The organism is Bradyrhizobium sp. 63_E2_N1_3, from assembly GCF_052076005.1.
GTDB classification, from domain to species: Bacteria; Pseudomonadota; Alphaproteobacteria; order Rhizobiales; family Xanthobacteraceae; genus Bradyrhizobium; species Bradyrhizobium barranii.
In genome coordinates, this window is record NZ_CP197235.1 from 4,871,092 (window position 1) to 4,896,828 (window position 25,737).

Below are 25,737 nucleotides of genomic sequence, written 5' to 3' on the forward strand. Positions count from 1 at the left end.
TGTCGGGATCATGGCTGCTTGGCTCCAGGTCCCGATGCCCCCGGCCCCGATGCCGGTCCGGTCTGCCCCTTCTGGTCGCCTTCACTGCTGCTCCGCTTGGCGCGGTGCTCGCCGTCCTTGCCCTGTCCGTCCTTTTGCCCGTCCTTGGCCTGCCCATCCTTTTTCTGGCCGTCCGGGCCGCGCGTGCGCTTGCGCGGGGCGAGATCGGCCGACGGTGTCTGGTCATCGCGGCCGACGACCACCTTGGACCCGTCGGACAGATTGGCAAAGCCCGTCGTGACGACCTTGTCGGTCGGCGACAAGCCGCTGGCAATGACGGCGTCATGCTCGTTCTGCTGGGTCACGGTCACCGGCTTGGCGGAGACGACATTGTCCTCGCCGATGACGTAGCTGAAGGTGCCGATCGGTCCGCGCTGCACCGCCGATGTCGGCACCACCAGCGCCTGCATCAAGGTCTCGACCTTGAGGCGGACATTGACGAACTGGCCCGGCCAGAGCTGATAATTGGCGTTGGGGAATTCCGCCTTGAGCTTGAGCGTGCCGGTGGTCTGGTCGACCTGGTTGTCGATGCCGGTCAGCTTGCCGGTGTCGATCACGGTGATGCCGTCATTGCCGAACACGTCGACCGCGAGCGTGCCCTTCGACGCCGCTGCGTTGACGCGCATGATCTGCTGCTGCGGCAGGCTGAACCACACCGCGATCGGCTGCAATTGCGTGATCACCAGGAGGCCGGTGGCGTCGGCGGCGTGGATGATGTTGCCCTGGTCGACCTGCCGCAGGCCGGCGCGGCCCGAAAGCGGCGCCACGATCTTGGTGTAGCTCAACGTCGCCGCCGCATTGTCGATCGCGGCCTGATCGGCTTTGACCAGCGCCTCGGTCTGCGCGACCGCGGCGCGCTGGGTGTCGGCCTGCTGCTTGGAGCCCGCGTTGGAGGCAGCCAACTGCTCGTAGCGCGTGAGATCGATGCGCTGGTTGGCGAGCTGGGCCTCGTCCTGCGCCTTCTTGGCGACGGCCTGGTCGTACGTCGCCTGGTAGAGCGCGGGATCAATCTCGCCGAGCACGTCACCCTTCTTGACGTCCTGGCCCTCGGTGAATTTCACGGCGATCAGCTTGCCGTCGACCTGCGAGCGCACGGTCACGGTGTTGAGCGCGCGGATCGCTCCCACGCCGTCGAGATAGACCGGGACGTCCTGGATGCGGGGCGTCGCCGCCAGCACCGGCACCGGCAGATCGGGCCGTTGGTTGCGGCCATTCGCTTGCTGCGGCTGCTGGTGCCAGACGGTCCAGCCGAAATAGCCGAGCCCGCCAAGGATGGCGAGCGTGATCAGGGTCATGACGAAGCCGCGGCCGCGCGATTTCTTCGCCGTCCCTTCTTTCGCGCCTTCCTTCGTATCCGGCTTAAAGAGCATTGACCGGTTTCTCCATTCGCGGCTCCCAGCCGCCGCCGAGCGCCTGATACAGGCTGACGATGGCGAGAAGCCGTGCGAGTTGGGCCTGCCACAACGCATCTTCGGCCTGAAATAGTGTCTGCTGGACGTTCAGCACAGTCACGATGTCGGCCGTGCCGGCGCGCAATTGCTGCTCGGCGAGATCGAAGGCGCGCTTCGACGAGGTAACGACATCGCGCTGCAATTGTAGCTTGATCGTGGTCTGCTTGATCGAATACAGCGCGTTGTCGACGTCCGCAAACGACTGGATGATGGTCTTGCGGTAGGTCTGGAGCAACTCGTCCTGCCGCGCCTTGGCGAATTCGAAATTGCCGAGGATCTTGCCGCCGTCGAAGATCGGCTGCGTGGCGCTGCCGACGAGCTGGAAGAAGGCCGCATGCGGCTGGAACAGCGAGACCAGCGCCGAGCTCTGATAGCCGCCATTGCCGGTGAGCTGGATCGTCGGAAAGAACTGCGCGCGGGCATTGCCGATGTTCGCGGTCGCCGAGGCGAGCTGTGCCTCCTGGCGGCGGATGTCGGGCCGCTGCGTCAAAAGCTCCGACGGCAGGCCGGGCGTGACGCGCGGGATCGCGATCTTGTTCAGCGTGCCGCCGAGCACGCGCACGCTCTCCGGCGGCCGCGACACCAGCACGGCGAGCGCGTTGACGTTCTGGTCGAGCGTCTGGCGCAGCGGCGGCACCAGCGCCTTCTGGTTGGCGACCACGCTCTCCTGCTGGGCGACGTCGAGATCGGTCCCGGTGCCGGCCTTGCGGCGCTCGCGAATGGCATCAAGGATCCGCTGCGCGCTGGCGATGTTGCTCTGGGCGGTGCGCAGCCGGTCCTGCGAGGCCAGCACCTGGAAATAGGCGTTGGCAACGCCTGCCAGCGTCGTGAGCGCGACGACGTCACGATCGAACCGGTTGGCATTCGCCGTCTCTTCCGCCGATTGCAGCGCATCGCGGTTCTGGCCCCAGAAGTCGAGCTGGTAGCTCGCGCTCAGCGACGCCGAATAGTTGACGACCTCGCGGCCGCCGATGGACAGGCCCGAGGCGCTCGAACCCGAGGTGCGTGAATAGGTTTCCGATCCGCCGCCCGACAGGCTCGGCAGCAGCGCAGCGCCCGCCTGCCGCGCCTGGGCGTCGGCCTGGACGATGCGCGAGACGGCGGCGGCGATGTCGAGATTGACGGTCTGCGCCTCCTCCACCAGTTGCGTCAGCTCCGCGGAGCGAAAGCCGCGCCACCAATCCAGCGACGGCGGCGCATCCGGCTTGCCCGCGTATTTGTACTGCGCGGGAACATCGAGTGCGGGATCAGGCAAATCCTGCGTCAGCACGCAGGCGCCTGAACTGGCGGCAAGGCACGCCACGGCAGCCCATCGCGCCGCGCGCGACGTCCGGAACGTAAGGCCGGGAGATCGCCTCATGGCGACCGCAGGACCATCCTGTGTCACATCCACCCCCCGCCGGGCAGATAGATCCGCCACCGCAGAGCCGGATTAACCGATTCGTGGCGGGACGGCCGGGGGCGTTTATGTAACTCGTTCACAGCCGTGATGCTTTCTGCGGAACCTGAAGTTCATACTAGCGGGGCGCGGAACAGGGGGACAGTCCCGCACCTGCGAAATGCGGCCTCGAATGCGTCGATGTCGAACTCACGCAAATACAAAATATACCTGTGTCACAGGGCTTTTTTGTATTCCAACCTCGCTCCGAGGCGCATTCAAGCTTACCAAGATTTCATGTGATATTGCCGCCACGCCGACGCCAGAGCTACCGGTCCCGCCAGGCGCTCCACCGAAACCTGCGCCGCGGCGCACCGCAGCTTCCCCGGCCTTGGCTGAGCGCACGGCGCGCTATGATCGGGTGCTGGCCCGCAATTGCGCTGTGCACACGGCGGTGGACTGCCGGAGGTACCCCGCCAGCCCCTTGGCGACCGGCGCAGCGCGCACCTATATCATGCGCATGATTCGACGCTGACCGTTTGCGGGGCGCCCTCGGGTCCAGCGATATGAGGCGTATGGGGGCGCCTGGCTCGCGGTCGGACAGTATCCGTTCAGGTGATGGATCTGCCGATGTCGCATACCATCTCGGTGACGTCAGACACCATAGACACAGTGCTCGCCGATCTGCCGCGCATCGTTCGGCTCGCACTCAGTTTTGGCGCGCGGCTGCGGCGAGGAACGCTCGACGTCACCCTGCCCGACGGACGCGTGATCCGTCTCGGCGGCCAGGAGCCGGGCCCGAATGCGGCGATGCGACTGCACAATTACGGCTTCGCGTCGCGCCTCATCAACGGCGGCGACATCGGCATCGCGGAGGCCTATCTCGCCGGCGACTGGGATACGCCGGACCTGACGCAATTCCTCTACCTGTTCTGCGTCAATCACGATCTGATCCAGGCCATGCTGAACGACAAGCCGCTGATGCGGTTCGTCCAACTGCTGCAGCACTGGTTCAACCGCAACACCCGCCGTCAGGCGCGGCGCAACATCCATGCCCATTACGACATCGGCAACGCGTTCTATTCGGCCTGGCTCGATCCCGGCATGACCTATTCCTCGGCGCTGTTCGAGGAGAGCACCTCCGATCTCACGGCAGCCCAGACCAACAAATACCGCCGGCTCGCCGAGGCGCTCGACCTGAAGCCGGACCAGACGCTGCTCGAGATCGGCTGCGGCTGGGGCGGCTTCGCCGAGTTCGCCGCAAAGACCTTCGGCACGCGCGTGGTGGGCCTCACGATCTCGACCGAGCAGCGCGATTTTGCGCAGAAGCGCATTCACGAGGCGGGCCTTGCCGACAAGGTCGAGATCCGTCTTCAGGACTATCGCGACGAATGCGACCGCTACGACCGCATCGCCTCGATCGAGATGATCGAGGCCGTCGGCGAGCAGTTCTGGCCGAAATATTTCGCCCAGTTGCGGGACCGGCTGCTGCCCGGCGGCCTCGCCGGCATCCAGGCGATCACCATCCAGGACAGGCTGTTCCAGAGCTACCGGCGCGAGGTGGACTTCATCCAGCGCTACGTCTTTCCCGGCGGCATGCTGCCCTCGCCCGCCGTGCTCAAGTCGCTCGGCGACAGGTTCGGCCTGCCCGTCATTCGCGAGCGCATCTTCGGGCAGGATTATGCCAAGACGCTGGCCACCTGGCGGAATAACTTCCAGACGGCCTGGCCGGGCCTCGTGCCGCTCGGCTTCGACGACCGGTTCCGGCGGCTGTGGGAGTATTACCTGTCCTATTGCGAGGCCGGATTCCTGTCCGGAAATATCGACGTCCGGCAAGTCATCTTCGCAAAGCAGCAATAAGAGTTTGCGGGCTCGCCTTGCAAGGGTCGCTTGTAAGGCCCGCCACCCTACTTTAGGGTCGCGCCCACCCTATGATCCAGCCGGTAATTGCCTGACATGACCATCAAAAATGACGTTGTCGAAGCCATCGGCAACACCCCGCTCATCAAGCTCAAGCGCGCCTCCGAACTGACCGGCTGCACCATTCTGGGCAAGGCCGAGTTCATGAATCCGGGCCAGTCGGTGAAGGACCGCGCCGGCAAATGGATGATCCTGGAGGCCGAGAAGCGCGGCGAGCTCAAGCCGGGCGGTCTCGTGGTGGAGGCGACCGCCGGCAACACCGGAATCGGCCTCGCGGTCGTGGCGAGCGCGCGCGGTTACCGCACGCTGATCGTGATCCCGGAGACGCAGAGCCAGGAGAAGAAGGATTTTCTGAAGCTGTGCGGCGCCGAGCTGATCGAGGTGCCGGCCCTGCCCTATGCCAATCCTAACAATTATCAGCATGTCGGCCGCCGGCTCGCCGACGAGCTGCGCAAGACCGAGCCCAATGGCGTGCTGTTCGCAGACCAGTGGAACAACCTCGACAATGCGAAGGCGCACTACGAGTCGACGGGCCCCGAGATCTGGGAGCAGACCGGAGGCAAGGTCGACGGCTTCGTCTGCTCGGTCGGCAGCGGCGGCACGCTCGCCGGCGTCAGTCGCTATCTGAAAGAGAAGAACAAGGACGTCCGGATCGCCTGCGCCGATCCGCATGGCGCCGGCATGTTCGAATATTTCCGGAGCGGCGACGCCAAGGCGACGCCGGGCGGCTCGATCACGGAAGGTATCGGCCTCAACCGTGCGACCGCAATCGTCGAGAGCGCCAAGGTGGATGACGCCTATCTCGTTCCCGACGCGGAAGCCGTCACGGTGATCTACGAGCTGCTCCAGCACGAAGGCCTGTGCCTCGGCGGTTCCACCGGCATCAACATCGCCGGCGCGATACGACTCGCGAAACAGCTCGGGCCCGGCAAGACCGTCGTCACCGTGCTCTGCGATTCCGGCAGCCGCTATCAGTCGAAGCTGTTCAATGCGGATTTCATGCGCGCCAAGAACCTGCCGGTGCCGGAATGGCTGGAGAAGCGCAGCAACATCAAGCCGCCGTTCGTCTAGGCCGGGAGGGTTGCGGCCGCCCGGATTTCGAAGTCCGGCTCAAGTTGAGGCAAGCCGCGGTGCCGTAGCCGTAGGGTGGGCAAAGCGAAGCGTGCCCACCTTGCTTGCCGGAGACTGCGGACGGATGGTGGGCACGGCGCAAAGGCGCCTTTGCTCACCCTACGGGGTCACCGCAAGATCTGGCTCAAGAACAGCTTCGTCCGCGCGTGCTGGGGGGCGGCGAAGAACTCGTTCGGCGTATTGGCCTCGATGATCTGGCCCGCATCCATGAACACGACGCGGTTGGCGACCTCGCGGGCGAAGCCCATTTCGTGGGTGACAACCAGCATGGTCATGCCCTCCTCGGCGAGGTCGACCATGGTGTCGAGCACTTCCTTGACCATTTCGGGGTCGAGCGCCGAGGTCGGCTCGTCGAACAGCATCACCTTGGGGTTCATCGTCAGCGCGCGTGCGATCGCGACGCGCTGCTGCTGGCCGCCGGACATCTGTCCCGGAAACTTGTTGGCCTGGTGCGGGATCTTGACCCGCTCCAGGAATTTCATCGCGTTGACCTCGGCGTCCCTCTTCGGGATGTTGCGCACCCAGATCGGCGCCAGCGTGCAGTTCTCCAGGACGGTCAGATGCGGGAACAGATTAAAGCTCTGGAACACCATGCCGACCTCGCGGCGGACCGCATCAACGTGCTTCAGGTTCGGCCCGAGCTCGATGCCGTCGACGACGATCTCGCCCTCCTGGAATTCCTCGAGCGCGTTGATGCAGCGGATCAACGTCGACTTGCCCGAGCCTGAGGGGCCGCAGATCACGATGCGCTCGCCCTTCTTGACCTCGAGGTCGATGTCGCGCAGCACGTGGAACTCGCCGTACCATTTGTTGAGGCCGGAAATCTTGACGATGGGGTCGGACATGATGACCTCGATCAGTTGCGACGGTGAGCGTTGAGGCGGTGCTCGACGAAGAGCGAGTAGCGCGACATTCCAAAGCAGAAGATGAAGTAGATGATCCCGGCGAAGGCAAAGCCGGTGAACGCGGTCGACGGCGTCGACCATTTCGGATCCGAGAACGACGCCCTGAGCGAGCCCAGCAGGTCGAACAGCGCCACGATCGAGACCAGCGACGTGTCCTTGAACAGCGAGATGAAGCTGTTGACGAGGTTCGGAATGACGTGGCGCAGCGCCTGCGGCAGCACGATCAGCGAGGTCGTCTTCCACCAGGACAGGCCCAGAGCGGCCGCCGCCTCGCCCTGCCCGCGCGGGATCGCGGCCAGCCCGCCGCGGACGTTCTCGGCCTGATAGGCGCCCGTGAACAGCGAAATGCCGATCAGCGCGCGCACCAGACCGTCGACCGTGAAATTGCCCGGCAGGAACAAAGGCAGCATGTAGGTCGCGAAGAACAGCACGGTGATCAGCGGCACGCCGCGCCAGAACTCGATGAAGGCGATCGAGAAGATCCGGATCAGCGGAATGGTCGAGCGGCGGCCGAGCGCCAGCGCGATGCCGATCGGCAGCGAGGTGACGATGCCGGTCACCGAGACCACCAGCGTCACCAGGAGCCCGCCCCACAGATTCGTGGTCACGACCGGCAGGCCGCCGTGATCGAGCCCCATCAGCTTGATCACGACCGCGATCGCGATGAAGGTGCCGATGCTGGATGTCAGCGCCCGGCCGCCGGTGCGAACGCCGCCACCGGCGACGAAGGCGATCAGGGAGACGACCGCCGCCGTGATGGCGAAATCGGCCCAGACCGACTGGCCCGTTCCCTGGAGCTGGTCACGCAGCCAGGTCAGCGGAAAGATCAGCCAGTAGATCGCGCTGCCGACCAGCACGATGAGATTGCCGGCCAGCCAGAAGAGCGGTGCGATGGCTGAGGTCTTGGCGAGACTGAGCAGAGCCTGCCCGGCGCCGATGATGCTGTCGTCGAACAATTGCAGCAGGCCGGCCGTCCAGCTCAGGCCGAACCCGGTGATGCCGCCGCCGTGCAGCAGAAAGAACGCCACCACGGGAAAGGCGAAGAAGAAGAGACTTGCGTTCAGTCCTTTCGCCGGCAGGCGCGGAATGAGCAGCGGCAGCAGCAGAGCCGCCGCCAGGATCAGCGAGAGGTTGACCCGCCAGCGCTCGGCCTCGGGATAGAAGCCGTAGATCAATTGCGGCAGCTTGGCCTGGATGAAGGGCCAGCAGGCGCCGACCGTAAAGCCGGCATTCTCGGTCAGGCACGCCGTGCGATCCTTGCCGGTCCAGACCGCATCGACCATCAGGAACTTGACGGCAGGAATGACGGTGAACCAGAGCAGCAAGGCGCCCACGATCGTGAGCAAAATGTTGGTCGGCGAATTGAACAGGCGCGTGCGCATCAGGCCGATGAAGCCCGTGGTCTTGACCGGCGCGGGACGCTCGGTGAGCAGGTCCCGGCGGACATAGGCGGACGAGATGATGTCGCTCATGCGCCCAGACTCCGGCTGACGCGCCAACCGTAGACGCTCATGACGGCGCTCGTGAGCAGCGAGATCAGGAGGTAGACGCCCATCGTCATGGCAATGATCTCGATCGCCTGCCCGGTCTGGCTCAGCGACGTGCCGGCGAACACCGAGACGAGGTCGGGATAGCCGATCGCGACCGCCAGCGAAGAGTTCTTGGTGAGGTTGAGATACTGGTTGGTCAGCGGCGGCACGATCACGCGCATCGCCTGCGGCACGACGATCAGGCGCAACGTGGTGCCGCGGCTCAGCCCCAGCGAGGATCCCGCTTCCATCTGACCGGAGTGGACGGACAGGATGCCGGCGCGCACGATCTCGGCGATGAAGGCCGCGGTATAGGTCGACAGCGCCAGCGTCAGCGCCACGAATTCCGGGATGACTCTTGAGCCGCCGGCAAAATTGAACCCCTTGAGCTGCGGCAGCTCGAAGGTGAAGGGCAGGCCGAACACCAGCACGGCCGCGAGCGGCAGCCCGAACAGCAGGCCCAGCACATAGGGCCAGATCCGGATCATCTGACCGCGCTGAAATAGCGCCCGCCGCGCATAGAAGCGCAAAACCAGCGAAGCGACGATGCCGAGGACCAGCATCGCCAGGAACGGCTCGAAGCCGCCCTCGCCGATCGGGCGCGGAATGACGAGCCCACGGTTGCTGATGAAGGCGATGCCAAGCAGCGAAATGCTCTGCCGGGGATTTGGCAGGGCCGCGAGCACCGCCAGGTACCAGAACAGGATCTGGAACAGCACCGGCAGATTGCGGCCGATCTCGACATAGATCTCGCCGACGCGCGACAACAGCCAGTTGGGCGACAGCCGGCACAGCGCGACGATGAAGCCGATCACGGTGGCGAAGAAGATGCCCACCACCGAGACCACGAGCGTGTTCAAAAGCCCGACCACGAACACGCGCAGGAACGTGTCCGAGCCGGTGTAGGAGATCAGCGTCTGGTTGACGTCGAAGCCGGCATTGTTCCGCAAGAAGCCGAAGCCGGCGGCAATGTGCTGGTTTTCGAGGTTGGCCCGGGCGTTGGAGACGATCTCATAGCCAATCCAGCCCAGGATCGCCGCGAAGGCAAACTGGACGGCGACGCCGTTCCAGCCTGCCTTGCCGCCCAGAACGCGCCTGATCTTCAGCGCGATCTGGGCCGGCGGTTTTCGAGCCTCGGTGCTCATCGCCGCGGATCAGGTGGGATCAGCGGATCGGCGGCGCGTACTGAAGACCGCCCTTATTCCAGAGATTGTTGAGGCCACGGCTGATGCCGAGCGGCGAACCGGCGCCGACGTTGCGGTCGAACACCTCGCCGTAATTGCCGGTGGCCTTCACGATCCGCACCACCCAGTCCTTGGTCAGGCCGAGCTGTTCGCCGAAATTGCCGTCGCTGCCGAGCACGCGCTTCAGCTCCGGATTTTCCAGTTTCGCCTTCTCATCGACGTTCTTCGAGGTCACGCCGAGCTCTTCCGTGGTGACCAGGGCGAACAGCGTCCATTTCACGATGTCGAACCACTGGTCGTCGCCGTGACGCACCATCGGCCCGAGCGGCTCCTTCGAGATGATTTCGGGGAGCACCATATGGTCGTTGGGATTGGCAAGCTTGAGGCGGTTGGCGTACAGGCCCGACTGGTCGGTGGTGAAGACGTCGCAGCGCCCGGCTTCATAGGCCTTGACGGTCTCGTCGTTGGTGCCGAACGCGATCACCTCGTACTTCATGTTGTTGGCCTTGAAGTAGTCGGCGAGGTTCTGCTCGGTGGTGGTGCCGGTCTGGACGCAGACCGAGGCGCTGTTGAGCTCGAGCGCCGAATTCACCTTGAGCGACTTCTTCACCATGAAGCCCTGCCCGTCATAATAGGTCACGCCGGTGAAGTTGGCGCCGAGCGAGGTGTCGCGCGAGATGGTCCAGGTGGTGTTGCGCGAGAGCACGTCGATTTCGCCGGATTGCAGCGCCGTGAAACGATCCTTGGCGGACAACGGCACGTACTTGACCTTGGTCGCATCGTTGAAGATCGCGCCTGCGATCGCGCGGCAGAGGTCGACGTCGAGCCCGGTCCAGTTGCCCTTGTCGTCGGGCGAGGAGAAGCCGGGCAGGCCTTGGCTGACGCCGCAGGACAGCATGCCCCGGTCCTTGATGGTCTTGAGCGTTTGCGCATCGGCGGCCTGGGCGGAGAGGCCGGCGGCGACAGCGAGAGTGAGAGCCAGAGTTACGCGTTTCATGGGCTGAAGGCCTTTCAAAGTCGTCTCAAGGTCAGGAATGGCGTCTTTGGGATCGTCTCCGCCAGGGCTAGCCGCATCAAGACTAGCCTTGCAAGAGTCATGCTGGAAAACCTTGCCGAACACTCGCCCATCCCGGGAGGCCATACCTTAATCCCCCGCCGCAGGCGCCCGCCGTTATGGCTGTGACGCAAGGTCCGGTCAGACGATGGATCGAAGGTCGCGGCAGCCCCTCAACATGCGGCGACTGAATAGCACCCGCGCATCTCAGAACGACTGGCGAGCCGGGTCAAGGGGTTGACGGGACTCTTCTGTGTTCTGTTATTAACGGCAGCGGCCTTCGGCCGGCCCGCGGGCGCGGCGCGCCCGGTAGAAACGCGGTTTTGAAAGCAGACGCATGGATTCCTCGCACCCCTCCCAACAGCACGCCGAAACCCGGCTGGTGACCTCCGGCCGCGACACCAAGGCGCAGAAGGGGTTCGTCAATCCGCCGGTGTTTCACGGTTCAACCGTGCTCTATCCGACCGCCGAGGACCTGCACGCCCATCGCGGCGAGTTCCAGTACGGCCGCCACGGCACCCCCACCACCAGGGCGTTCCAGGAGACGCTGATGGCACTGGAGGGGCCGCAATGCGCCGGCGTCGGCATCGTGCCGTCAGGCCTGTCGGCGATCTCCACCACCCTGCTCTCGGTGCTGAAGACCGGCGACCATCTGCTCGTCTGCGACAACGTCTATCGGCCCTCGCGCAATTTCTGCAACGGCATGCTCGCGCGCCTTGGGATCGAGACCACCTATTTCGATCCGCTGATCGGCGCGGGCATCGACAAGCTGTTCAAGCCCAACACCCGCGCGGTGCTGGTGGAAGCGCCGGGCTCGCAGTCGTTCGAGATGCCGGACATCCGCGCCATCGCCGAGGTCGCGCATGCGCGCGATGCGCTCGTCATCGACGACAACACCTGGGCGACGCCGCTCTATCATCGCTCGCTCGACCAGGGCGTCGACATCAGCATGCAGGCCGCCACCAAATATATCGGCGGCCATTCCGACATCATGTTCGGCACCATCTCGGCCAACGCCAAGGCCTGGCCGCAGATCGCCGAAGGCATCCGCCTGCTCGGCGTCTGCGCCGGCCCTGACGACGTCTTCCTCGCGCTGCGCGGCCTGCGCACGCTGTCGGTACGATTGGCGCAGCATCATCGCTCGGGGCTCGACATGGCGCGCTGGCTCGCGGCCCGACCCGAGGTCGCGCGCGTGCTGCATCCGGCGCTCGAAACCGATCCCGGCCATGCGATCTGGAAGCGCGATTTCACCGGCGCGTCCGGCCTGTTCAGCATCGTGTTGAAGCCCGCGCCGCAGAAGGCCGTCGACACCATGCTCGACACGCTCAAGCTGTTCGGCATGGGCTTCTCCTGGGGCGGCTTCGAGAGCCTCGTGATTCCCTTCGATTGCGACGCCTATCGCACCGCCACCAAGTGGTCGCCGGGCGGCCCGACCCTGCGACTGCACATCGGCCTCGAAAGCGTCGACGATCTCAAGTCCGATCTCGATCGCGGCTTCGCTGCCCTCAAGGCGGCAATGTGAGCCTGCTCACAAGGCATCGCGCCTCGGGACGCGGCAATCGCGCGCCGCGGGAACGCGCAACCGCCGCAAACGTTAACGCGGATGCGCCAACAAAGGGTTTGAACTGCTGACGTTTGGCGCTAGCCTCACCAATCGACTCCAATCCAGGACGCGGAGCATGGGAACGTTGGTTCTGCTCGATCTGATGGGCGGCGTGGCGCTGTTGCTGTGGGGCCTGCACATGGTCCACAGCGGGATTCTGCGCGCCTTCGGCCCGGACCTGCGGCGGCTGCTCGGCAAGGCGCTCGGCAACCGATTCAACGCGTTCGCCGCCGGACTAGGCCTCACCGCGCTGCTCCAGAGCAGCACGGCGACGGCGCTGATCACCAGCTCATTCGCGGCAGAAGGCCTCGTCAGCCTGGCTGCCGCGCTCGCCATCATGCTGGGAGCCAATGTCGGCACGACGCTGATCGTGCAGGTGCTGTCGTTCAACATCGCAGCCGTTGCGCCTGTCCTGTTCGTGCTCGGGCTCGTCGCCTTCCGCTCCGGCCCACGGTCGCGGATCAAGGATATCGGGCGCGTCTTCATCGGCCTCGGCTTGATGCTGCTTTCGCTGCACATCCTGCTCGACACGCTGGCTCCGGCGGAGAACGCGCCGGGTGTTCGCGTCATGATGTCGACGATCACGGGCGATCCCGTGCTCTGCATCGTCATCGCCGCGCTCGTCACCTGGGCGGTGCATTCGAGCGTCGCCAGCGTGCTGCTGATCATGTCGCTGGCCTATTCGCAGTTCATCACGCCTTACGCAGCCCTCGCGCTGGTGTTGGGGGCCAATCTCGGCAGCGCCATCAATCCCGTATTCGAAGGCGCCCGGCGCGACGATCCCGCAAGCTACCGCCTGCCGCTCGGCAATCTCGCCAACCGCGTGATCGGGATCGCGCTGGTGCTGCCCTTCCTGAGTGGGATCGCCGAGCACATGCACGCCTGGCAGCCCGATCTCGCCAGGATGACGGCGGCCTTCCACATCGCCTTCAACGTGGGCACGGCCGTCATCTTCATCGGCCTACTCGATATCATGTCCCGGCTCCTGACCCGGCTGCTGCCTGATCGCGTCCGGGAGGACGATCCGGCCCGGCCGCGCTATCTCGACGAGAGCGCGCTGGAGACGCCGTCACTGGCGCTCGCCGACGCCGCGCGCGAGACCTTGCGCATGGGCGATCTGGTCGAGGTCATGCTGCGCAAGGTGATGGCGGCGATGATGACCGGCGACCGTGCGCTGGTCGACCAGGTCACGAAGATGGACAATGTCGTCGACAGCCTCGACGAAGCCATCAAGCTCTATGTGACGAAGCTGATGCGGGGCAGCCTCGACGAGAGCGAGGGCCGGCGCGCGATGGAGATCATCTCCTTCGCCATCAACCTCGAGCATATCGGCGACATCATCGACAAGAGCCTGAGCGAGCTCGCGACCAAGAAGATCAAGCGCCGCTTTCAGTTCTCGGTCGAGGGCGCCGAGGAGCTCGCCGCCTTCCACAAGCGCACGATGGACTCGCTGCGGATCGCCTTCGGCGTCTTCATGTCGGGCGATGCCAACGAAGCGCGCAAGCTGCTGGTGGAGAAGACCACGCTGAAGAACACCGAGCTCGCCGCCGTCGAGCGTCATCTCGACCGCCTGCGCGAGGGCCGCCCCGAGACCATCGAGACCACCTCGCTGCATCTGGACGTGCTGCGCGACCTGCGCCGCATCCACTCGCATATCTGCTCGGTCGCCTATCCCGTGCTCGATGCCGCCGGCGAGCCTTATCGCAGGAGTGAGGCGGATACCGCCCTGCCCGCCTCCGGCGCGGCCTCGGCGTTACCGCGCTAGCGGCGCGCTTCAGCGTTCCAGCGTATTCGAGGCGCGGCCGCGGTTCTTGATGATCAGCATGATGTTGCGGATGTAGATGATGGTCGCGAGCGCCTGTCCGAGGATGATGACGGGCTCGCGCTTCACGACGCCGTAGACCAGCGTCATCAGCCCGCCGCCCATCGAGCAGAACCAGAACGCCATCGGCACCACGCTGTTGCCGGCCCGCTCGCTCGCGATCCACTGCACCAGGAAGCGCGCGGTGAAGAACAGCTGCGCGATGAGGCCGAACGCCAGCCAGAAATCGAACTTGGCGACGAAGACGTCGTAGAGATAGTTATTCAACGCCTGACCGTATTGGATGATCATGCCTTCACCTCAGTCACATCTGGTGCCGGCTTCTTGCGGCGGATCAGCCACCACACGCCGACGAGATCCATGATGCCGATCCACAGCCGGTCGAAGAAACCATAGTTTGACACGCCGGAACGGCGCGGCCGGTCGATCACGTCGACATAGGCGATCTCGTAGCCCTCGCGGCGCACCAGCGCCGGCAGGAAGCGATGCAGCCCGTCGAAATAGGGCATCATCAGGAACACGTCGCGCCGGAACGCCTTCAGGCCGCAACCGGTATCGCGCGTTCCGTCCTTCAGGATCGCATTGCGGACGCCGTTCGCCACGCGCGACTGGAACTTCTTGAAGCCGGTATCCTTGCGTCCGACACGCTGACCGGCAGCGAGACCGACGCGCCCCGCCCCCTTCTCGACCGCCGCGATCAGGTCGGGCAGGAAGGCGGGATTGTTCTGCCCGTCGCCGTCGAGCGTCGCCACGATCGTGCCGCGCGCCGCGCGCACGCCACTGCGCACTGCTGCCGACTGGCCGCCTGCTCTGGCATGGCGAAGCTGCCGGAGATTGTCCCGCTGCTGCATGATCGCGCCGAGCCGTTCGCCGGTCGCGTCCGTCGAGCCGTCGTTGACGTAGATGATTTCATAGGCCCAGCGGCCGTCGAGCGCCGCGCCGATCTCCTCGATCAGCGGCGCGATGTTGTCGGCTTCGTTGCGCACGGGAACGACGATGGAAACCGAAGGCTGGGACGACGACAAATCGAAAGCTCGTGGTTGGAATTGGCCTGCCCCGGGGAACCGGCGGTCCCGGCAGGCAGCCGCTTTTATGGGGCGGATGCCCCGTGGGCAACCCTTTTGAGGCGGCCCGAGACCGCCCCTGCAAGAGGCACAATGGTGCCGTCGGCGCGGATGGCAAAGCCGAGCCTCCGGGCCGCGAACCAGTAGCGCACTGCCATGGCGCCGACCATGCCGACCAGAGCGCCGGCGACGACGTCGCTCGGATGATGCGCGAGCAGCACCAGCCGGGTCAGCAGGATCACGATTGCGTAAGTGAACATGAACACGCGCAGGCGCGGCCACAGTGCCGAGACCGCAAACGCCAGCGCAAACGCCGTCACCGCATGACCCGACGGCAGGCTGGCATAAGCCCCCGTTCCCTCTAACGGGATGAAGTTGAACGGATCGGCCTTGCCGCTCACGAACGGACGTCCGCGACCGATGAGATATTTCAGGATCTCGGCAACGAACACGGACAGGGCGACAGACAGAAACATGAACTGCAGCCGCGTACCGAGGCCGAGCAGCAGCCCACGACGGGTGCCGTGCAATCCCGCTGCAACGAGCGCCAGGAGCACCAGCGTCCCCCCGAGCAGCGAGAGCACATACTCGTCCTTGCCGAAATCGGTGAGGATGCGGATCGGCCACAGGCTCGGCGTGCCACGCACCGGCATCAGCTGGATCTCGGTCTGATCGAACGCGAGCATCAGCACGATAATCAAGGCCGCACCGGCCGCGCTGAGCCACAGCGAATGCCGCGCCAGCTTTCGCGCGGCTTCGGCGCGGCATGAATGCGAAGGCGTACGGACGAGCTGCGCCAGGGCACGGCCCGACACCGCGAGCAATTGCGCGGGATAGCCCGGGCGCGGCGTGATGTCGGCTGGCGCCGGCATCTACTCAGTGCCTTCCGAGCGGAAGATCGAGATCGAGATCGCGCGCCCTTGCGAGAAATTATAGCCGTCGATGCGCGTACCTACCTTGTAGCGCAGCCCGATCGCCTCGGCCCGCTGCACGAAGCTGCGCTCCGAGCGCTGCTCGATCAGCGCGAAGCGACAGCTCCCCTGGCGCAGGAAATCCGCCGCGCCCGAGCCGTCTGTGAGCAGCGTCTGCGTGCCCGTCAGGAACACGAGGCTCGGCTCGTGATAGCCGGCGGCGGCTGCCTTCGGCCCGACGCAGGTGACGTTGCGAAGCGCGCGTGCGATCTCGATGCTCGGAAACAGCGGGGTCAGCGACGGCAGCACGATGCCGTAGACCACGACCGCGAGCATCAGCGCTGCGACCAGCGCGTTGAGCAGCGAGCGCTCGGCGCGGTTGGTGTCGAACAGCCACCAGGCGAACAGACCGAAGATGAGCGAGGCCGCAATGAACGGCCAGGCCACGAACGCCGGTTGCCGCGTCAGCATGACCGCGCCGACCACGGCGATGATCGAGGCGGCAGCGGGAATCGCGAACCACCAGGCCGAGCCGCGCGCGAGCCACGAGCGCGACAGCACGTTGCGCTCCAGCGCACCGACGGTAAGGATCGCGATCGCCGGATACAGCGGCAGCACGTAATGCGGCAGCTTGGTCAGCACTGCCTCGAACACGATCCAGGACGGGATCAGCCAGGCCAGCAGGAACTGCGCGCCGGGCTCGCGCCGGGCCCGCCACACCGCCGGCGCCGCCATCGCCGCAAGCGGCGCGCCGGGCCAGAACGTGATCCAGAATAGTGCCAGATACAGTCCGGGCGGCGCGCCATGGGATTCCTGGGCGCCGATTTTGCTCAGCATGTCGCCGCCGACGGAATCGGCGAAGAAGGCATCGCCTGCGCGCCAGAAGATCGCGACGAACCAGGGCAGCACCAGCACCAGCATCCACATCAGGCCCCAGAGCGGACGCAGCTTCCACAGCCACGAGGCATCTCGGTCCTGGATCGCGAGCGCGACGATGGTCAGGCCCGCGAACATCAGGATCAGCGGACCCTTGATCAGGATGCCGACGGCGAGCGCGGTCCAGAAGATCGCGGGCCAGCTCCAGGGCGGATGGGTCTCATCCTCTGCGCGCTGCCACGACAGATAGGCGCGCGACATCGCGCCCATCGCGGCGGTCACACAGAACAGCAGCATCGCATCGGTCTTCGCCAGCCGTGCCTCGACGCCGAGCAACACGGAGGCACACATCAGGAGCGCGGCGAGCACCGCGGCGCGCCGCGTGACGAAGCCGAGCGCGGCCCAATAGGTCATCAGCACGGCGCCGATGGCGCCGATCAGCGACGGCAGCCGGTACACCCAGATCCGCAATTCGGCCTTCGGCAGCTTGAGCGCTGATGCGGCTTCAACTGCGGCCGATTGCAACCAGTAGATGCCGACCGGCTTCTTGTAGCGGACGTCTTCCTGGAAGCGGATGTCGACATAATCGCCGCTCTCGACCATCTGCTTGGTCGCTTGCGCAAAGCGCGCCTCGTCGCGGTCAACGGGCGGAATCGTGAAGAAGCCCGGCAGGAATAGCAGCAGCGCACACAGCAGCAGGAAGCCGACCGCGCGGGCGTGACTGGCCGTGGCGTAGTCCAGCATAAGCACGAGCCGGCTGCCCGGATTCACGGGCGCTTTCGGCTCGCGGGGTGCTCCAAAACGGGGGCTGGGATAGGTCTCGGCCATTGGTTCCGCTTACGCTGAAACCGTCATTCGGACAACCGGTTAAGGCGGGGTCATTGAATTCGAATGACAACTGTGTCCGCGGCGCCAGTGGCGTCGATCACGGTGAGCCGCGCAAAGCCCGGACCGGGCGGATCGATCAGGCGCTGGCGGCGCCCGTCGATCTCGCCGAGTGATGTTCCATTAACCATGATGGTCATGGGAAGGACGCCGCCAGCGACCTTCACCGGCATGGCTGCGCTCCCCTCGCCGCCGGAACGGTCGACATCGATCCGCGAGCCGTTCAGCGGGAACTGGATGTGCAGCGCCTGCTCGCTGCCGGTCCGCACCAGGTCCCCGACCGGGCGGAACCGCTTCAGCGGCAATGGCAACTTGGCGTTGCTGGCGACCAGGGTTCCCTTCGGCGGCTTCGGCAACGGGGCCAGCATCTTGCCGGTGCGGGCGAAGGCATCGAACAGGATCGGGGCTGCGGCCACGCGGCCGATCAGGCCGGGAACCGGCGCGCCGTCGGGCCGGCCGACCCAGACGCCGATGGTCATGCGGCCGTCGAAGCCGACCGACCAGGCGTCGCGATAGCCGTACGAGGTGCCGGTCTTGAACGCGATGCGGTTGTGGGCGGCGTTTTCGGGCGGCGGCGTGCCCAGGAGCACGTTGCCGACCTGCCAGGCCGCGACCTGGTCCAGCAGCCGCAGCGGTTCCCGATCGTCCCGGCCGGTCATGAGGTCGCGCAACGGCATGGTGGTGCCGAGCCGAGCGAAACCCGTATAGAGCTGGGTGAGGTCCTGGAGTGTCACACCGACGCCGCCGAGTCCCATCGCGAGCCCCGGTGCCTCGTCCTTGGGCAGGACCAGATTGCCGCCGGCCTGCCGCAGCCGCGACGACAGCCGGCTCGCGCCGACGCGGTCGAGCAGCACGATCGCCGGCACGTTCAGCGACAATTGCAGCGCCTTCTTCACCGGCACCGTGCCCTGAAACGTCATGTCGAAATTTTCCGGCGCGTAAGAGCCGAAGCGGACGGGCCTGTCGTCGATCAGGCTGTCGGGATGGACAAAACCGTCCTCGAAGGCGAGCCCATAGATGAAGGGTTTCAGCGTCGAACCCGGCGAGCGGACGGCGCGGGTCATGTCGACCTGCCCCGCCCGGCTCTCGTCGAAATAATCGGCCGAACCGACGCGGGCGAGCACGTCGCCGCTCTCATTGTCGACCACGATTATGCCGACCGAGATGTTGGGCCCGAGCGCAATGGCGCGGTCGCGCGCCAGCGGCTCCAGCACCTTCTGCAGATTGGCATCGAGCGTCAGCTTGATGACCGGCGTATCCTTGACCGTCGACAGCGCCGTGTCGGAGGCATGTGGCGCGAGGATCGGCATCGGCTTGCGCAGTTTTGGCACGGGCACGGCCTTGGCCTGCTTCGCGTCCTCAAGGCTGACCACACGTTCCTCGACCATGCGGTCCAGCACGCGGTCACGGGCTTTACGTGCCGCCTCGGGATAGCGATCGAGCCGGCGCGTCTCCGGCGATTGCGGCAGCGCCACCAGCAGCGCGGCCTCGGCCAGAGAGAGCCGCTTCGGCTCCTTGCCGAGATAGGCGATCGAGGCTGAGCGGATGCCTTCGAGATTGCCGCCATAGGGCGCCAGCGCGAGATAGAGGTCCAGGATCGCATCCTTGCTCATGCTGCGCTCGATCTCGATCGCCCGCACGATCTGCCGCAGCTTTGCATAGAGCGAGCGTTGCCGCCGCGGCTCCATCAGCCGCGCCAGCTGCATCGAGATGGTCGAGCCGCCCGAGACGATGTGGCCGCGCGTGGTGAGCTGTAGTGCGGCGCGCCCAAGAGCGAGCGGGTCGAGACCGTTATGCGCGTAGAAGCGCTGGTCCTCATAGGCGAGCAGTAACTTGAGATAGGTCGGATCGACGTTGGCCTTGGCATCGACCGGCAGCCGCCAGCGGCCGTCGGCCATGGCATAAGCGCGCAGCAGCTTTCCGTTGCGATCGACGACCGTGGTGGAGACCTGGCGCGCCTCGTCGAGCGGCAGCGGGCCGAGCGAGTAGACCCAGGCGACGAAGCCGAAGATGGCGAGGACGAGCGTGAGCGCGAGGCCCGAGAGGACGCGAAAGCCCCTGCCCCTGGCTCCATCATGACCGGGCTTGACCCGGCCATCCACGTCTTTGCCGGCAGCGCCACAGCTCGTGGATGCCCGGGACATCTGCGCGAAGACGCGCTTCGCGCTTTTGCCCGGGCATGACGACGGAGTATGTGGCTCTGCTTCGCTCATCTCTCCACTCACTTCGCCGCCCGCACCTCGACGTTACCCGTCCCGGTCCGGCCGTAGCGCGAGGGATTGTACATGTCCTCGACATAGGCCTGCGGCAGCACGTATTTGCCGGGCGAAACCGCGCGCACGACGTAGGCGACGGTGAAGACCGCCTTGGAGTCCGAGGCGCGATCGACCGCCGCCGTGAAGCGGTCGTCACGGAACTCGGTATCCTCGGGCTCCTCGCCGTCCTCGATCCAGTCCAGCGTGCCGCTGTCGCCCGACGACACCAGCTTCGGATTGTCGATCTCGAGGCCCGCGGGCAGATAGTCGGACACCATGATGTGGCCGTACTCGGGCTTCGCCTCGGTGATCTTCAGCACCACGGCGAAACGCTGGTTCTGCTTGACCTTGCTGATGTCGGCGGGCTTGCCGTCGAGCGTGAAGTAATTGCGCTCGATCTTGAAGCCGTTCGATGCAGCCGGCTCCGGCGTGACCGGCGAGCCCGACACCGAGACCACCGCCTGGACCGGCGCATCGCCGGTGTTGGTGATCTTCAGCGGCTTGCCCTCCAGTGACACGGCCTTGTAGCTGCGGTACAGCGCGGTCTTGACCGGCTGGCCGTCAACTTCCATCGACAGGTTCTCCTTGGCGAGCGCGCGCGCCGCCAGCACCAGCCACGCATTCTCCTGCGTCGAGGTGTAGGGCGTCAGACCGCGCGCGGTCTCGACCCGCGACACCGCCTGCGTCAGCGTCGCCTTCGGCGCGTTGCCTTCGCTGGCGAGCGAGACCAGCGCGGCGGCATCGCGAAGCTGCGAGCCGTAGTCGGTGCGGCCGAACTCCAGCACCGGTTTTGGCGCAAGGCTGTCGAGCGCGGCGCCGTAGACGCGTTCCGCGCGGTTGCGGTCGCCGACCAGCGCCAGCGCCGACGCAAGCTGCGACTTCGCGATCGGCGTTGCGAGGTTGGCGAGCTTGGTGTCGGCGAGATAGCGGAGATCGCCGATCGGCGCCGCCCCATTGCGCGCGAGCACGTAGAGGCCGTAGGCGAGATCGCGCCCGCCGTCCTTCTCAGGCTCGTTGCCGTTCACGACCGAGTTGCGGATACGGTCGAGCGCGTTCTTGAACAGCACGTCCGGCACCGCAAAGCCCTTCTCGCGGGCGCGGGTGAGGAAGTCCGTCACGTAGGCGTCGAGCCAGGCGTCGTCGCCGCCGGCCGACCACAGGCCGAACGAGCCGTTGGAGCCCTGGCGGGCCAGCAGCCGCTCGATCGCATCGCGGATGCGCTGGTCGACCTCGGTGTCCATGGCCAGATGCGCGCCGACGGCGAGCTCGTTGACATAGAGCAACGGCAAGGCACGGCTCGTGATCTGTTCCGAGCAGCCATAGGGGTAGCGGTCGAGCGCCTTCAGGATCGTTGCGGCGTCGAGCGCCGTCGACAGGCTGGCCGAAACCGAGACGCTGCCGGTGCCCGGGACGAGATCGGAGAACATGTCCGAGGTCAGCGTCAGGCTTTCACCCTTCGCCAGCGTCCGGATCGAACGCCGCGCCAGCACCTGCGTCGCCGCCTTGACGTCGAGCGCATAGTGACGCGCCAGCGCAAGGCCGTTCGGTCCCTTGATGTCGACGTCGAGCGTCGCCTGCCCCGCCGCCGTCGCGTCGATTGCGAGCGTAAACGCGTTGCGCTGCTTGGCGGCGAGCTTGACCGTGGTTGCGGGATTGCCGGTCATCTTCACCGGACCGCCTGTCTTCACGTTGATTTCGTAGTCGCCGGCCTGGCCCTCGACATTGTCGATCTCGAGGTTGACCGTGCCGTGGTCGCCATTGAGCAGGAAGCGCGGCAAGGTCGTGGTCAGCACCACGGGATCGCGGATCACGACATCCGTGTTGGCGCGGCCGAGCTTGGTCGCGGTCCACGCCACCGCCATGACGCGCGCGGTGCCGGCGAACTCGGGGATGTCGAAGCTCACTTCGGCGGTGCCGTCGGCGGCGACCGTGACGATGCCCGAGTAGAGCGCGAGCGGCTTTTGCGCGGGCGGAGAGCCCTGCAATTCGCCGGCGCCGGCATCGCCGCCGGACTTGATCTGTCCGCGCGTGCCCGACATGCCGTCGATCAGTTGCCCATAGAGATCGCGGATCTCCGCGCTCAGGCGGCGCTGGCCGAGATAGTAATCGTCCGGCGCCGGCGGCTTGTAATTGGTCAGGTTGAGAATGCCGACATCGACCGCGGCGATGACGACCTTGGCGTCCTCACCCGGATTGAGCCCGTCGAGCTTTACCGGGATCTTCAACGTCGCATTCGGCCGGACCAGTGCCGGCGGCGTCAGCTTCACCTGGAGCGTGCGGGTCTGCTTGTCGATGCCGAACCATTTCAGGCCGATCGCCCGGCCCGGCATGCGTTGCGCAGCCGCATCGAGCGGGCGGCGCAGCGTCGCCACCACATAGGCGCCGGTGCCCCAGTCCTTGCCGACCGGCAGCCTCACCTGCGCGGTGCCTTCCTTGACGTCGATGGTCTGCGTCGTCAGCAGGCGGTCGCCGAGCACGTTGACGGTGAGCTTGCCGGCGCTGCGGACGTTCACCGATACCGTCATGGTGTCGCCGGAGGCGTATTGCGGCTTGTCGATCGAGGTCTCCAGCAGGTCCGGCGTGTCGGCGCTGCCGTCGGAATACCAGCCGACGTCGAACTGCACCGAGGTCACCGGACCGTCGGCATCGTTCGACTTCACATCGAGCCGATAGCGGCCGGGCTGCGGTGCCAGCGAAATCCGCGACGGCTTGTCGGCCGCGATCGTCACGTCGCCGTCCGAAACGCGCGAAGTCGATTTGACCGGCTCGTACTCCCAGTAATTGTTCTGGCGATACCACTGGTAGCGCGACTCCATCTTCAGGAGCTCGTAGCGCAGGCCATCGCGGCGCAGCCTCTCACCTTCGGGCGAGACGAACACGACGTCGAACTCGGCCTTGTCGCCCTCGGCGACGTTCTTGTCGCCGAACAGCGGCTTGATGCCGATCATGGCGTTGGCGGGCGCGACCGGCAGCACGATCTTGCGCTCGACAGCACGGCCGCCGGTCTCGACCATGCGAACGAAGATCTGCGCTTCCTGCGGGCGCGTCGAGGCAGGCTGCTTGTCCAGCGTCACCGGGAAGGTGGCAATGCCATTGGCGTCGGCTTCCGGCAAATTCTCCAGCGGCGTGCGCTCGTTCGAGGTGGTCTCCTCGTCGGCGACGCCGAACTGGTAGCCGGCAAAGCCCGGGCGTTCGCTCGCGGGCGCGACCAGCATGTCGCCTTCGAGCTGGAGACCGGAGGCCGGCGCGCCATAGAGGAAATGGCCATCCGCCTTGAGCTCCACCGGAGCGTTAGCTTTGATCAGCTTGTCCTTGGCGGACAAGTCGAATTCGATCCGATCAGGGACGTAGTCCTCGACCATGAAGGTGGTTTCGCCGACCGACGAGCCCTTCGGATCGGTGAAGGCGCGGACCCGCCAGGTCCCGGTCGGGACGGCCGAATTGAGCGGCACGGACAGCGTACGGCCGCCGGCGCCCTGGTCGGCGAGCACGGCGCGGCGGAATTCGACGCCGTCGGGGCGCTCGATCACCAGCGTCAGCGGCCCGCCGGCAACGGCATTGCCCTGCCCGTCGCGCAAGAGAGCGGTGAGATAGACGGTCTCGCTGGAGCGATAGACGCCGCGCTCGGCATACACGAAAGCATCGGCGCCCGATGGCACCGCCCGGCCCGAAACGCCGCGGTCGGACAGGTCGAAAGCCGAGGTCTTCAGGCTCAGGAAGGCATAGTCGGCCTTCTCGCCTGTGACCGTCAGCATCGCCGGCGACAGGCCGCCCTCGCCGCGGGCGAGCCCCGCCTCGAACAGCACATGGCCGCTGTCGTCAGTCTTGCGGGTCGCCAGGATCTCGTTGTTGCGCGCGACCAGCCGCACCTCGGCCTTGCCGACCGGATCGGTCGAGGCCAGCGAGTTCACGAAGACATGGATGCCGTCATTGCCGGAATAGGCTGTGACGCCGAGGTCGGAGACGATGAACCATTGCGTCGCGAGCTGATAGTCGTCGTCCGAGCCAGGCCCCTTGGCCGCGGCGGTCATCACGTAGACGCCGGGCTGAAGCTCGCCGAGCGCCTGGTCGACCGGGAATGCGGTGGTGACGTCCTGATTCAGCGTCATCGCGGTCGCGAGCTCGCCGGTCCAGACCTTGACGCCGCGCTCGCCGCCGAGATCGGCGAGCTGGTAGCGCGACAGCGTCTTCTGGAAATCGCTGTCGACCACCGTGTTGATCAGGTTGCGGTCGCCGATCCGGAAGACGTTTACGTTGACGGCGGGCGTGTTGACGCTGACCACGGGAATGCCGCGTTGGCCGGTCCGCGGCAGCACATAGGCACGGCTGGTGAAGCGCACGAAGGGCTTGCGGTCGCGCACATAGACGTTGAACTCGGCCGATTTCGGCAGGCCCTCCTTCACGGTGGACGGCAGGCCGGCGCGCAGATTGATGTTGTAGCGCTCGCCGTGCTTCAGCCCGTCGACGCAGAGCTGCTTGCCTTCGGCCGACAGCGCCGGCTTGTCCTGGCCTGCCAGCGCGAGGTACGGCGCGAAATCGGTGCGCTTGGCCAGTTCCTCCGAGAACTGGAAGCAGGCGCGCGGGCTCGCCGAATCCGAGTCCACGGTATAGTCGAGCAGCCGGAAGCCGTGCTCGTCGCGCATCTTCTCGTATTGGCCGCGGACGTCGGCGACCTCGCGCATGTCGAGCGATAGCCGCAGCGCATCCAGCGCCGGCCGCCACAGCTTGCGTTCGGCCAGCGACTTGCCGAGCACGGCGAGCGCATCCGCCTCCTCGCCCGGATTGCCGGCGCGCTGGTAGGCGATGTAGGCGGCGGTCGAGGCCCGCTCCAGCAGGAACGTCTGCTCGCTCGAGCTTTTCGGCGAGATCTGGAAGATCACCTTGGCGAGCCGCAGCCAGTTGCCGGTATCCTCCGGCGTGGTCGCGGCGATCTGGCCGAGCACCGACAGCCCGGTGCGGAAATCATTGCGCCGGAAGGCGGCGTCGGCGTCGGTGCGCAGCGTCGCGCTGGTCTTGGCGACCGGCCCCGCCTCGCTCTTGATCTGGGCCTCCAGCTTGATCGCGGAATCGGCGAGGTCGTCGCGCTTGAACGCCTTGTCGGCGGCCAGCGCTGCGCTAAGGCCGAGCGCCAGCGTGGCGCAGAGTGTGACGGCGCGAACAAGACCGATCATAATGGACTCCCGGAAATCGCGGCGAACGCCGCGTGAGCATGAAATGCGCGGAAAGGTGACGGACTCAAGGCGATGGAACCAAAGGTGCAAATCGTCGCATTCGCCATGACAAGGCAAGCCCTGAGGAAACCGATCGAGATATCACCGCGCACGCCGTCCTGATGGCGCAGCCATACCTGACCGATCGACCGGCGGCCGTGTCCCGGAAGCTGGCCAGCGTTCCCGGCGATGTAATCCATCGTCCAGTCCGCTGCCGCTCAACCCGGCACCCTGACACCCCACCGTTCCGCTTAGTCGCGGCGTTGAGGAAAACGGTTCGGTTCAGACTTGGCGAACCTGCGGATTTTTCATATTTGGCGTGATAGAAGACCGGCAGGCGGCAGCCGAGGCCGGCATCAAGACGGTCCCATAGCTCAACTGGATAGAGTAGCGGATTTCTACTCCGCGGGTTGCAGGTTCGAGTCCTGCTGGGATCGCCATTTTTACAAGGCAAAAAGCCAAGCAAATCCAAGGCTTAAGCCGCCCGCGAAATATTGTTAGTACACGGATCGACTAGAAC

At 65.8% G+C, this 25,737-nt stretch carries 17 protein-coding genes and 1 tRNA gene; 5 read left to right on the plus strand and 13 right to left on the minus strand.

The genetic code is table 11. The features are described from left to right. Positions 1 to 8: 8 nt before the first annotated feature. Together AB7531_RS23250 and AB7531_RS23255 are read right to left on the minus strand one after the other, a co-directional pair. On the minus strand, positions 9 to 1,409 hold the full coding sequence (locus AB7531_RS23250) for an efflux RND transporter periplasmic adaptor subunit (RefSeq protein ID WP_063983416.1): 1,401 nt from the start codon (positions 1,407 to 1,409) through the stop codon (positions 9 to 11). Next, the gene (locus tag AB7531_RS23255; protein ID WP_245328438.1) at positions 1,399 to 2,850 is read right to left on the minus strand and encodes an efflux transporter outer membrane subunit; all 1,452 of its coding nucleotides are present in this window, start codon (positions 2,848 to 2,850) and stop codon (positions 1,399 to 1,401) included. The genes AB7531_RS23250 and AB7531_RS23255 overlap by 11 nt, the downstream gene beginning before the upstream one ends. A 648-nt stretch (positions 2,851 to 3,498) precedes the next feature. On the opposite strand from AB7531_RS23255, the gene AB7531_RS23260 reads away from it, so the two are divergent. Both AB7531_RS23260 and AB7531_RS23265 read left to right on the plus strand, forming a co-directional pair. Beyond that, a complete protein-coding gene (locus AB7531_RS23260) occupies positions 3,499 to 4,728 on the plus strand; it encodes an SAM-dependent methyltransferase (protein ID WP_063986386.1) in 1,230 nt (409 codons plus the stop codon). Positions 4,729 to 4,824: 96 nt separating this feature from the next. Further along, complete coding sequence (locus AB7531_RS23265; protein ID WP_063983418.1) at positions 4,825 to 5,859, plus strand: cysteine synthase A; 1,035 nt, start codon at positions 4,825 to 4,827, stop codon at positions 5,857 to 5,859. 167 nt (positions 5,860 to 6,026) lie between these two features. Here the strand turns inward: AB7531_RS23265 and AB7531_RS23270 are convergent, their stop codons facing one another. From AB7531_RS23270 to AB7531_RS23285, 4 genes are read right to left on the minus strand one after another with little or no spacing between them, the layout of a single operon-like run. Further along, positions 6,027 to 6,764, minus strand: a complete 738-nt coding sequence (locus AB7531_RS23270; protein WP_063983419.1) for an amino acid ABC transporter ATP-binding protein — start codon at positions 6,762 to 6,764, stop codon at positions 6,027 to 6,029. 11 nt (positions 6,765 to 6,775) lie between these two features. Then, entirely contained in the window at positions 6,776 to 8,296 is a 1,521-nt protein-coding gene (locus tag AB7531_RS23275) for an amino acid ABC transporter permease (protein ID WP_063983420.1), read from the minus strand. Then, entirely contained in the window at positions 8,293 to 9,498 is a 1,206-nt protein-coding gene (locus AB7531_RS23280; protein WP_063983421.1) for an amino acid ABC transporter permease, read from the minus strand. Before AB7531_RS23280 ends, AB7531_RS23275 begins: the two co-directional genes overlap by 4 nt. Positions 9,499 to 9,517: 19 nt before the next feature. After that, positions 9,518 to 10,534 (minus strand): amino acid ABC transporter substrate-binding protein, encoded by a 1,017-nt coding sequence (locus tag AB7531_RS23285; protein ID WP_063983422.1) that lies wholly within the window; start codon positions 10,532 to 10,534, stop codon positions 9,518 to 9,520. 394 nt (positions 10,535 to 10,928) lie between these two features. Here AB7531_RS23285 and metC point away from each other — a divergent pair, with 394 nt between their 5' ends. Next, positions 10,929 to 12,113: a cystathionine beta-lyase gene (metC, locus tag AB7531_RS23290; protein WP_038957187.1), complete on the plus strand. Its 1,185-nt coding sequence runs from the start codon at positions 10,929 to 10,931 to the stop codon at positions 12,111 to 12,113. A gap of 157 nt (positions 12,114 to 12,270) precedes the next feature. Next, positions 12,271 to 13,959 carry a Na/Pi cotransporter family protein gene (locus AB7531_RS23295; RefSeq protein WP_063983424.1) on the plus strand — a complete coding sequence of 563 codons (1,689 nt, stop codon included), beginning with the start codon at positions 12,271 to 12,273 and terminating at the stop codon, positions 13,957 to 13,959. Positions 13,960 to 13,968: 9 nt separating this feature from the next. Here AB7531_RS23295 and AB7531_RS23300 read toward each other — a convergent pair whose 3' ends face one another. The 7 genes from AB7531_RS23300 to AB7531_RS23330 all read right to left on the minus strand — a co-directional run bounded on the left by AB7531_RS23300 (position 13,969) and on the right by AB7531_RS23330 (position 25,417). After that, on the minus strand, positions 13,969 to 14,307 hold the full coding sequence (locus tag AB7531_RS23300; protein ID WP_063983425.1) for a lipid-A-disaccharide synthase N-terminal domain-containing protein: 339 nt from the start codon (positions 14,305 to 14,307) through the stop codon (positions 13,969 to 13,971). Beyond that, a complete protein-coding gene (locus AB7531_RS23305) occupies positions 14,304 to 15,041 on the minus strand; it encodes a glycosyltransferase family 2 protein (protein WP_063983426.1) in 738 nt (245 codons plus the stop codon). The genes AB7531_RS23300 and AB7531_RS23305 overlap by 4 nt, the downstream gene beginning before the upstream one ends. A gap of 65 nt (positions 15,042 to 15,106) precedes the next feature. Next, entirely contained in the window at positions 15,107 to 15,952 is an 846-nt protein-coding gene (locus AB7531_RS23310; protein ID WP_063983427.1) for a phosphatase PAP2 family protein, read from the minus strand. Further along, positions 15,953 to 17,695 carry an ArnT family glycosyltransferase gene (locus AB7531_RS23315; protein ID WP_028151725.1) on the minus strand — a complete coding sequence of 581 codons (1,743 nt, stop codon included), beginning with the start codon at positions 17,693 to 17,695 and terminating at the stop codon, positions 15,953 to 15,955. It abuts the gene before it with no gap. Between the two features lie 50 nt (positions 17,696 to 17,745). Next, positions 17,746 to 19,854 (minus strand): penicillin-binding protein 1C, encoded by a 2,109-nt coding sequence (gene pbpC / locus AB7531_RS23320; protein ID WP_063983428.1) that lies wholly within the window; start codon positions 19,852 to 19,854, stop codon positions 17,746 to 17,748. A 119-nt stretch (positions 19,855 to 19,973) separates the two neighbouring features. Further along, positions 19,974 to 25,178 carry an alpha-2-macroglobulin family protein gene (locus tag AB7531_RS23325; protein WP_063983429.1) on the minus strand — a complete coding sequence of 1,735 codons (5,205 nt, stop codon included), beginning with the start codon at positions 25,176 to 25,178 and terminating at the stop codon, positions 19,974 to 19,976. Then, positions 25,175 to 25,417 carry a hypothetical protein gene (locus AB7531_RS23330; RefSeq protein ID WP_187387708.1) on the minus strand — a complete coding sequence of 81 codons (243 nt, stop codon included), beginning with the start codon at positions 25,415 to 25,417 and terminating at the stop codon, positions 25,175 to 25,177. Before AB7531_RS23330 ends, AB7531_RS23325 begins: the two co-directional genes overlap by 4 nt. Before the next feature lie 163 nt (positions 25,418 to 25,580). On the opposite strand from AB7531_RS23330, the gene AB7531_RS23335 reads away from it, so the two are divergent. Next, positions 25,581 to 25,657 (plus strand) — tRNA-Arg (locus tag AB7531_RS23335). Positions 25,658 to 25,737: the final 80 nt, after the last annotated feature.

Coding starts and splice junctions, on each gene's coding strand:
- AB7531_RS23310 (WP_063983427.1), bottom strand. CDS start 15,952: ATGCCGGCGCCAGCCGACATCACGCCGCGCCCGGGCTATCCCGCGCAA.
- AB7531_RS23325 (WP_063983429.1), bottom strand. CDS start 25,178: ATGATCGGTCTTGTTCGCGCCGTCACACTCTGCGCCACGCTGGCGCTC.
- AB7531_RS23285 (WP_063983422.1), bottom strand. CDS start 10,534: ATGAAACGCGTAACTCTGGCTCTCACTCTCGCTGTCGCCGCCGGCCTC.
- AB7531_RS23265 (WP_063983418.1), top strand. CDS start 4,825: ATGACCATCAAAAATGACGTTGTCGAAGCCATCGGCAACACCCCGCTC.
- AB7531_RS23280 (WP_063983421.1), bottom strand. CDS start 9,498: ATGAGCACCGAGGCTCGAAAACCGCCGGCCCAGATCGCGCTGAAGATC.
- AB7531_RS23250 (WP_063983416.1), bottom strand. CDS start 1,409: ATGCTCTTTAAGCCGGATACGAAGGAAGGCGCGAAAGAAGGGACGGCG.
- metC (WP_038957187.1), top strand. CDS start 10,929: ATGGATTCCTCGCACCCCTCCCAACAGCACGCCGAAACCCGGCTGGTG.
- AB7531_RS23315 (WP_028151725.1), bottom strand. CDS start 17,695: ATGGCCGAGACCTATCCCAGCCCCCGTTTTGGAGCACCCCGCGAGCCG.
- AB7531_RS23300 (WP_063983425.1), bottom strand. CDS start 14,307: ATGATCATCCAATACGGTCAGGCGTTGAATAACTATCTCTACGACGTC.
- AB7531_RS23295 (WP_063983424.1), top strand. CDS start 12,271: ATGGGAACGTTGGTTCTGCTCGATCTGATGGGCGGCGTGGCGCTGTTG.
- AB7531_RS23260 (WP_063986386.1), top strand. CDS start 3,499: ATGTCGCATACCATCTCGGTGACGTCAGACACCATAGACACAGTGCTC.
- AB7531_RS23270 (WP_063983419.1), bottom strand. CDS start 6,764: ATGTCCGACCCCATCGTCAAGATTTCCGGCCTCAACAAATGGTACGGC.
- AB7531_RS23255 (WP_245328438.1), bottom strand. CDS start 2,850: ATGAGGCGATCTCCCGGCCTTACGTTCCGGACGTCGCGCGCGGCGCGA.
- AB7531_RS23275 (WP_063983420.1), bottom strand. CDS start 8,296: ATGAGCGACATCATCTCGTCCGCCTATGTCCGCCGGGACCTGCTCACC.
- AB7531_RS23330 (WP_187387708.1), bottom strand. CDS start 25,417: ATGGATTACATCGCCGGGAACGCTGGCCAGCTTCCGGGACACGGCCGC.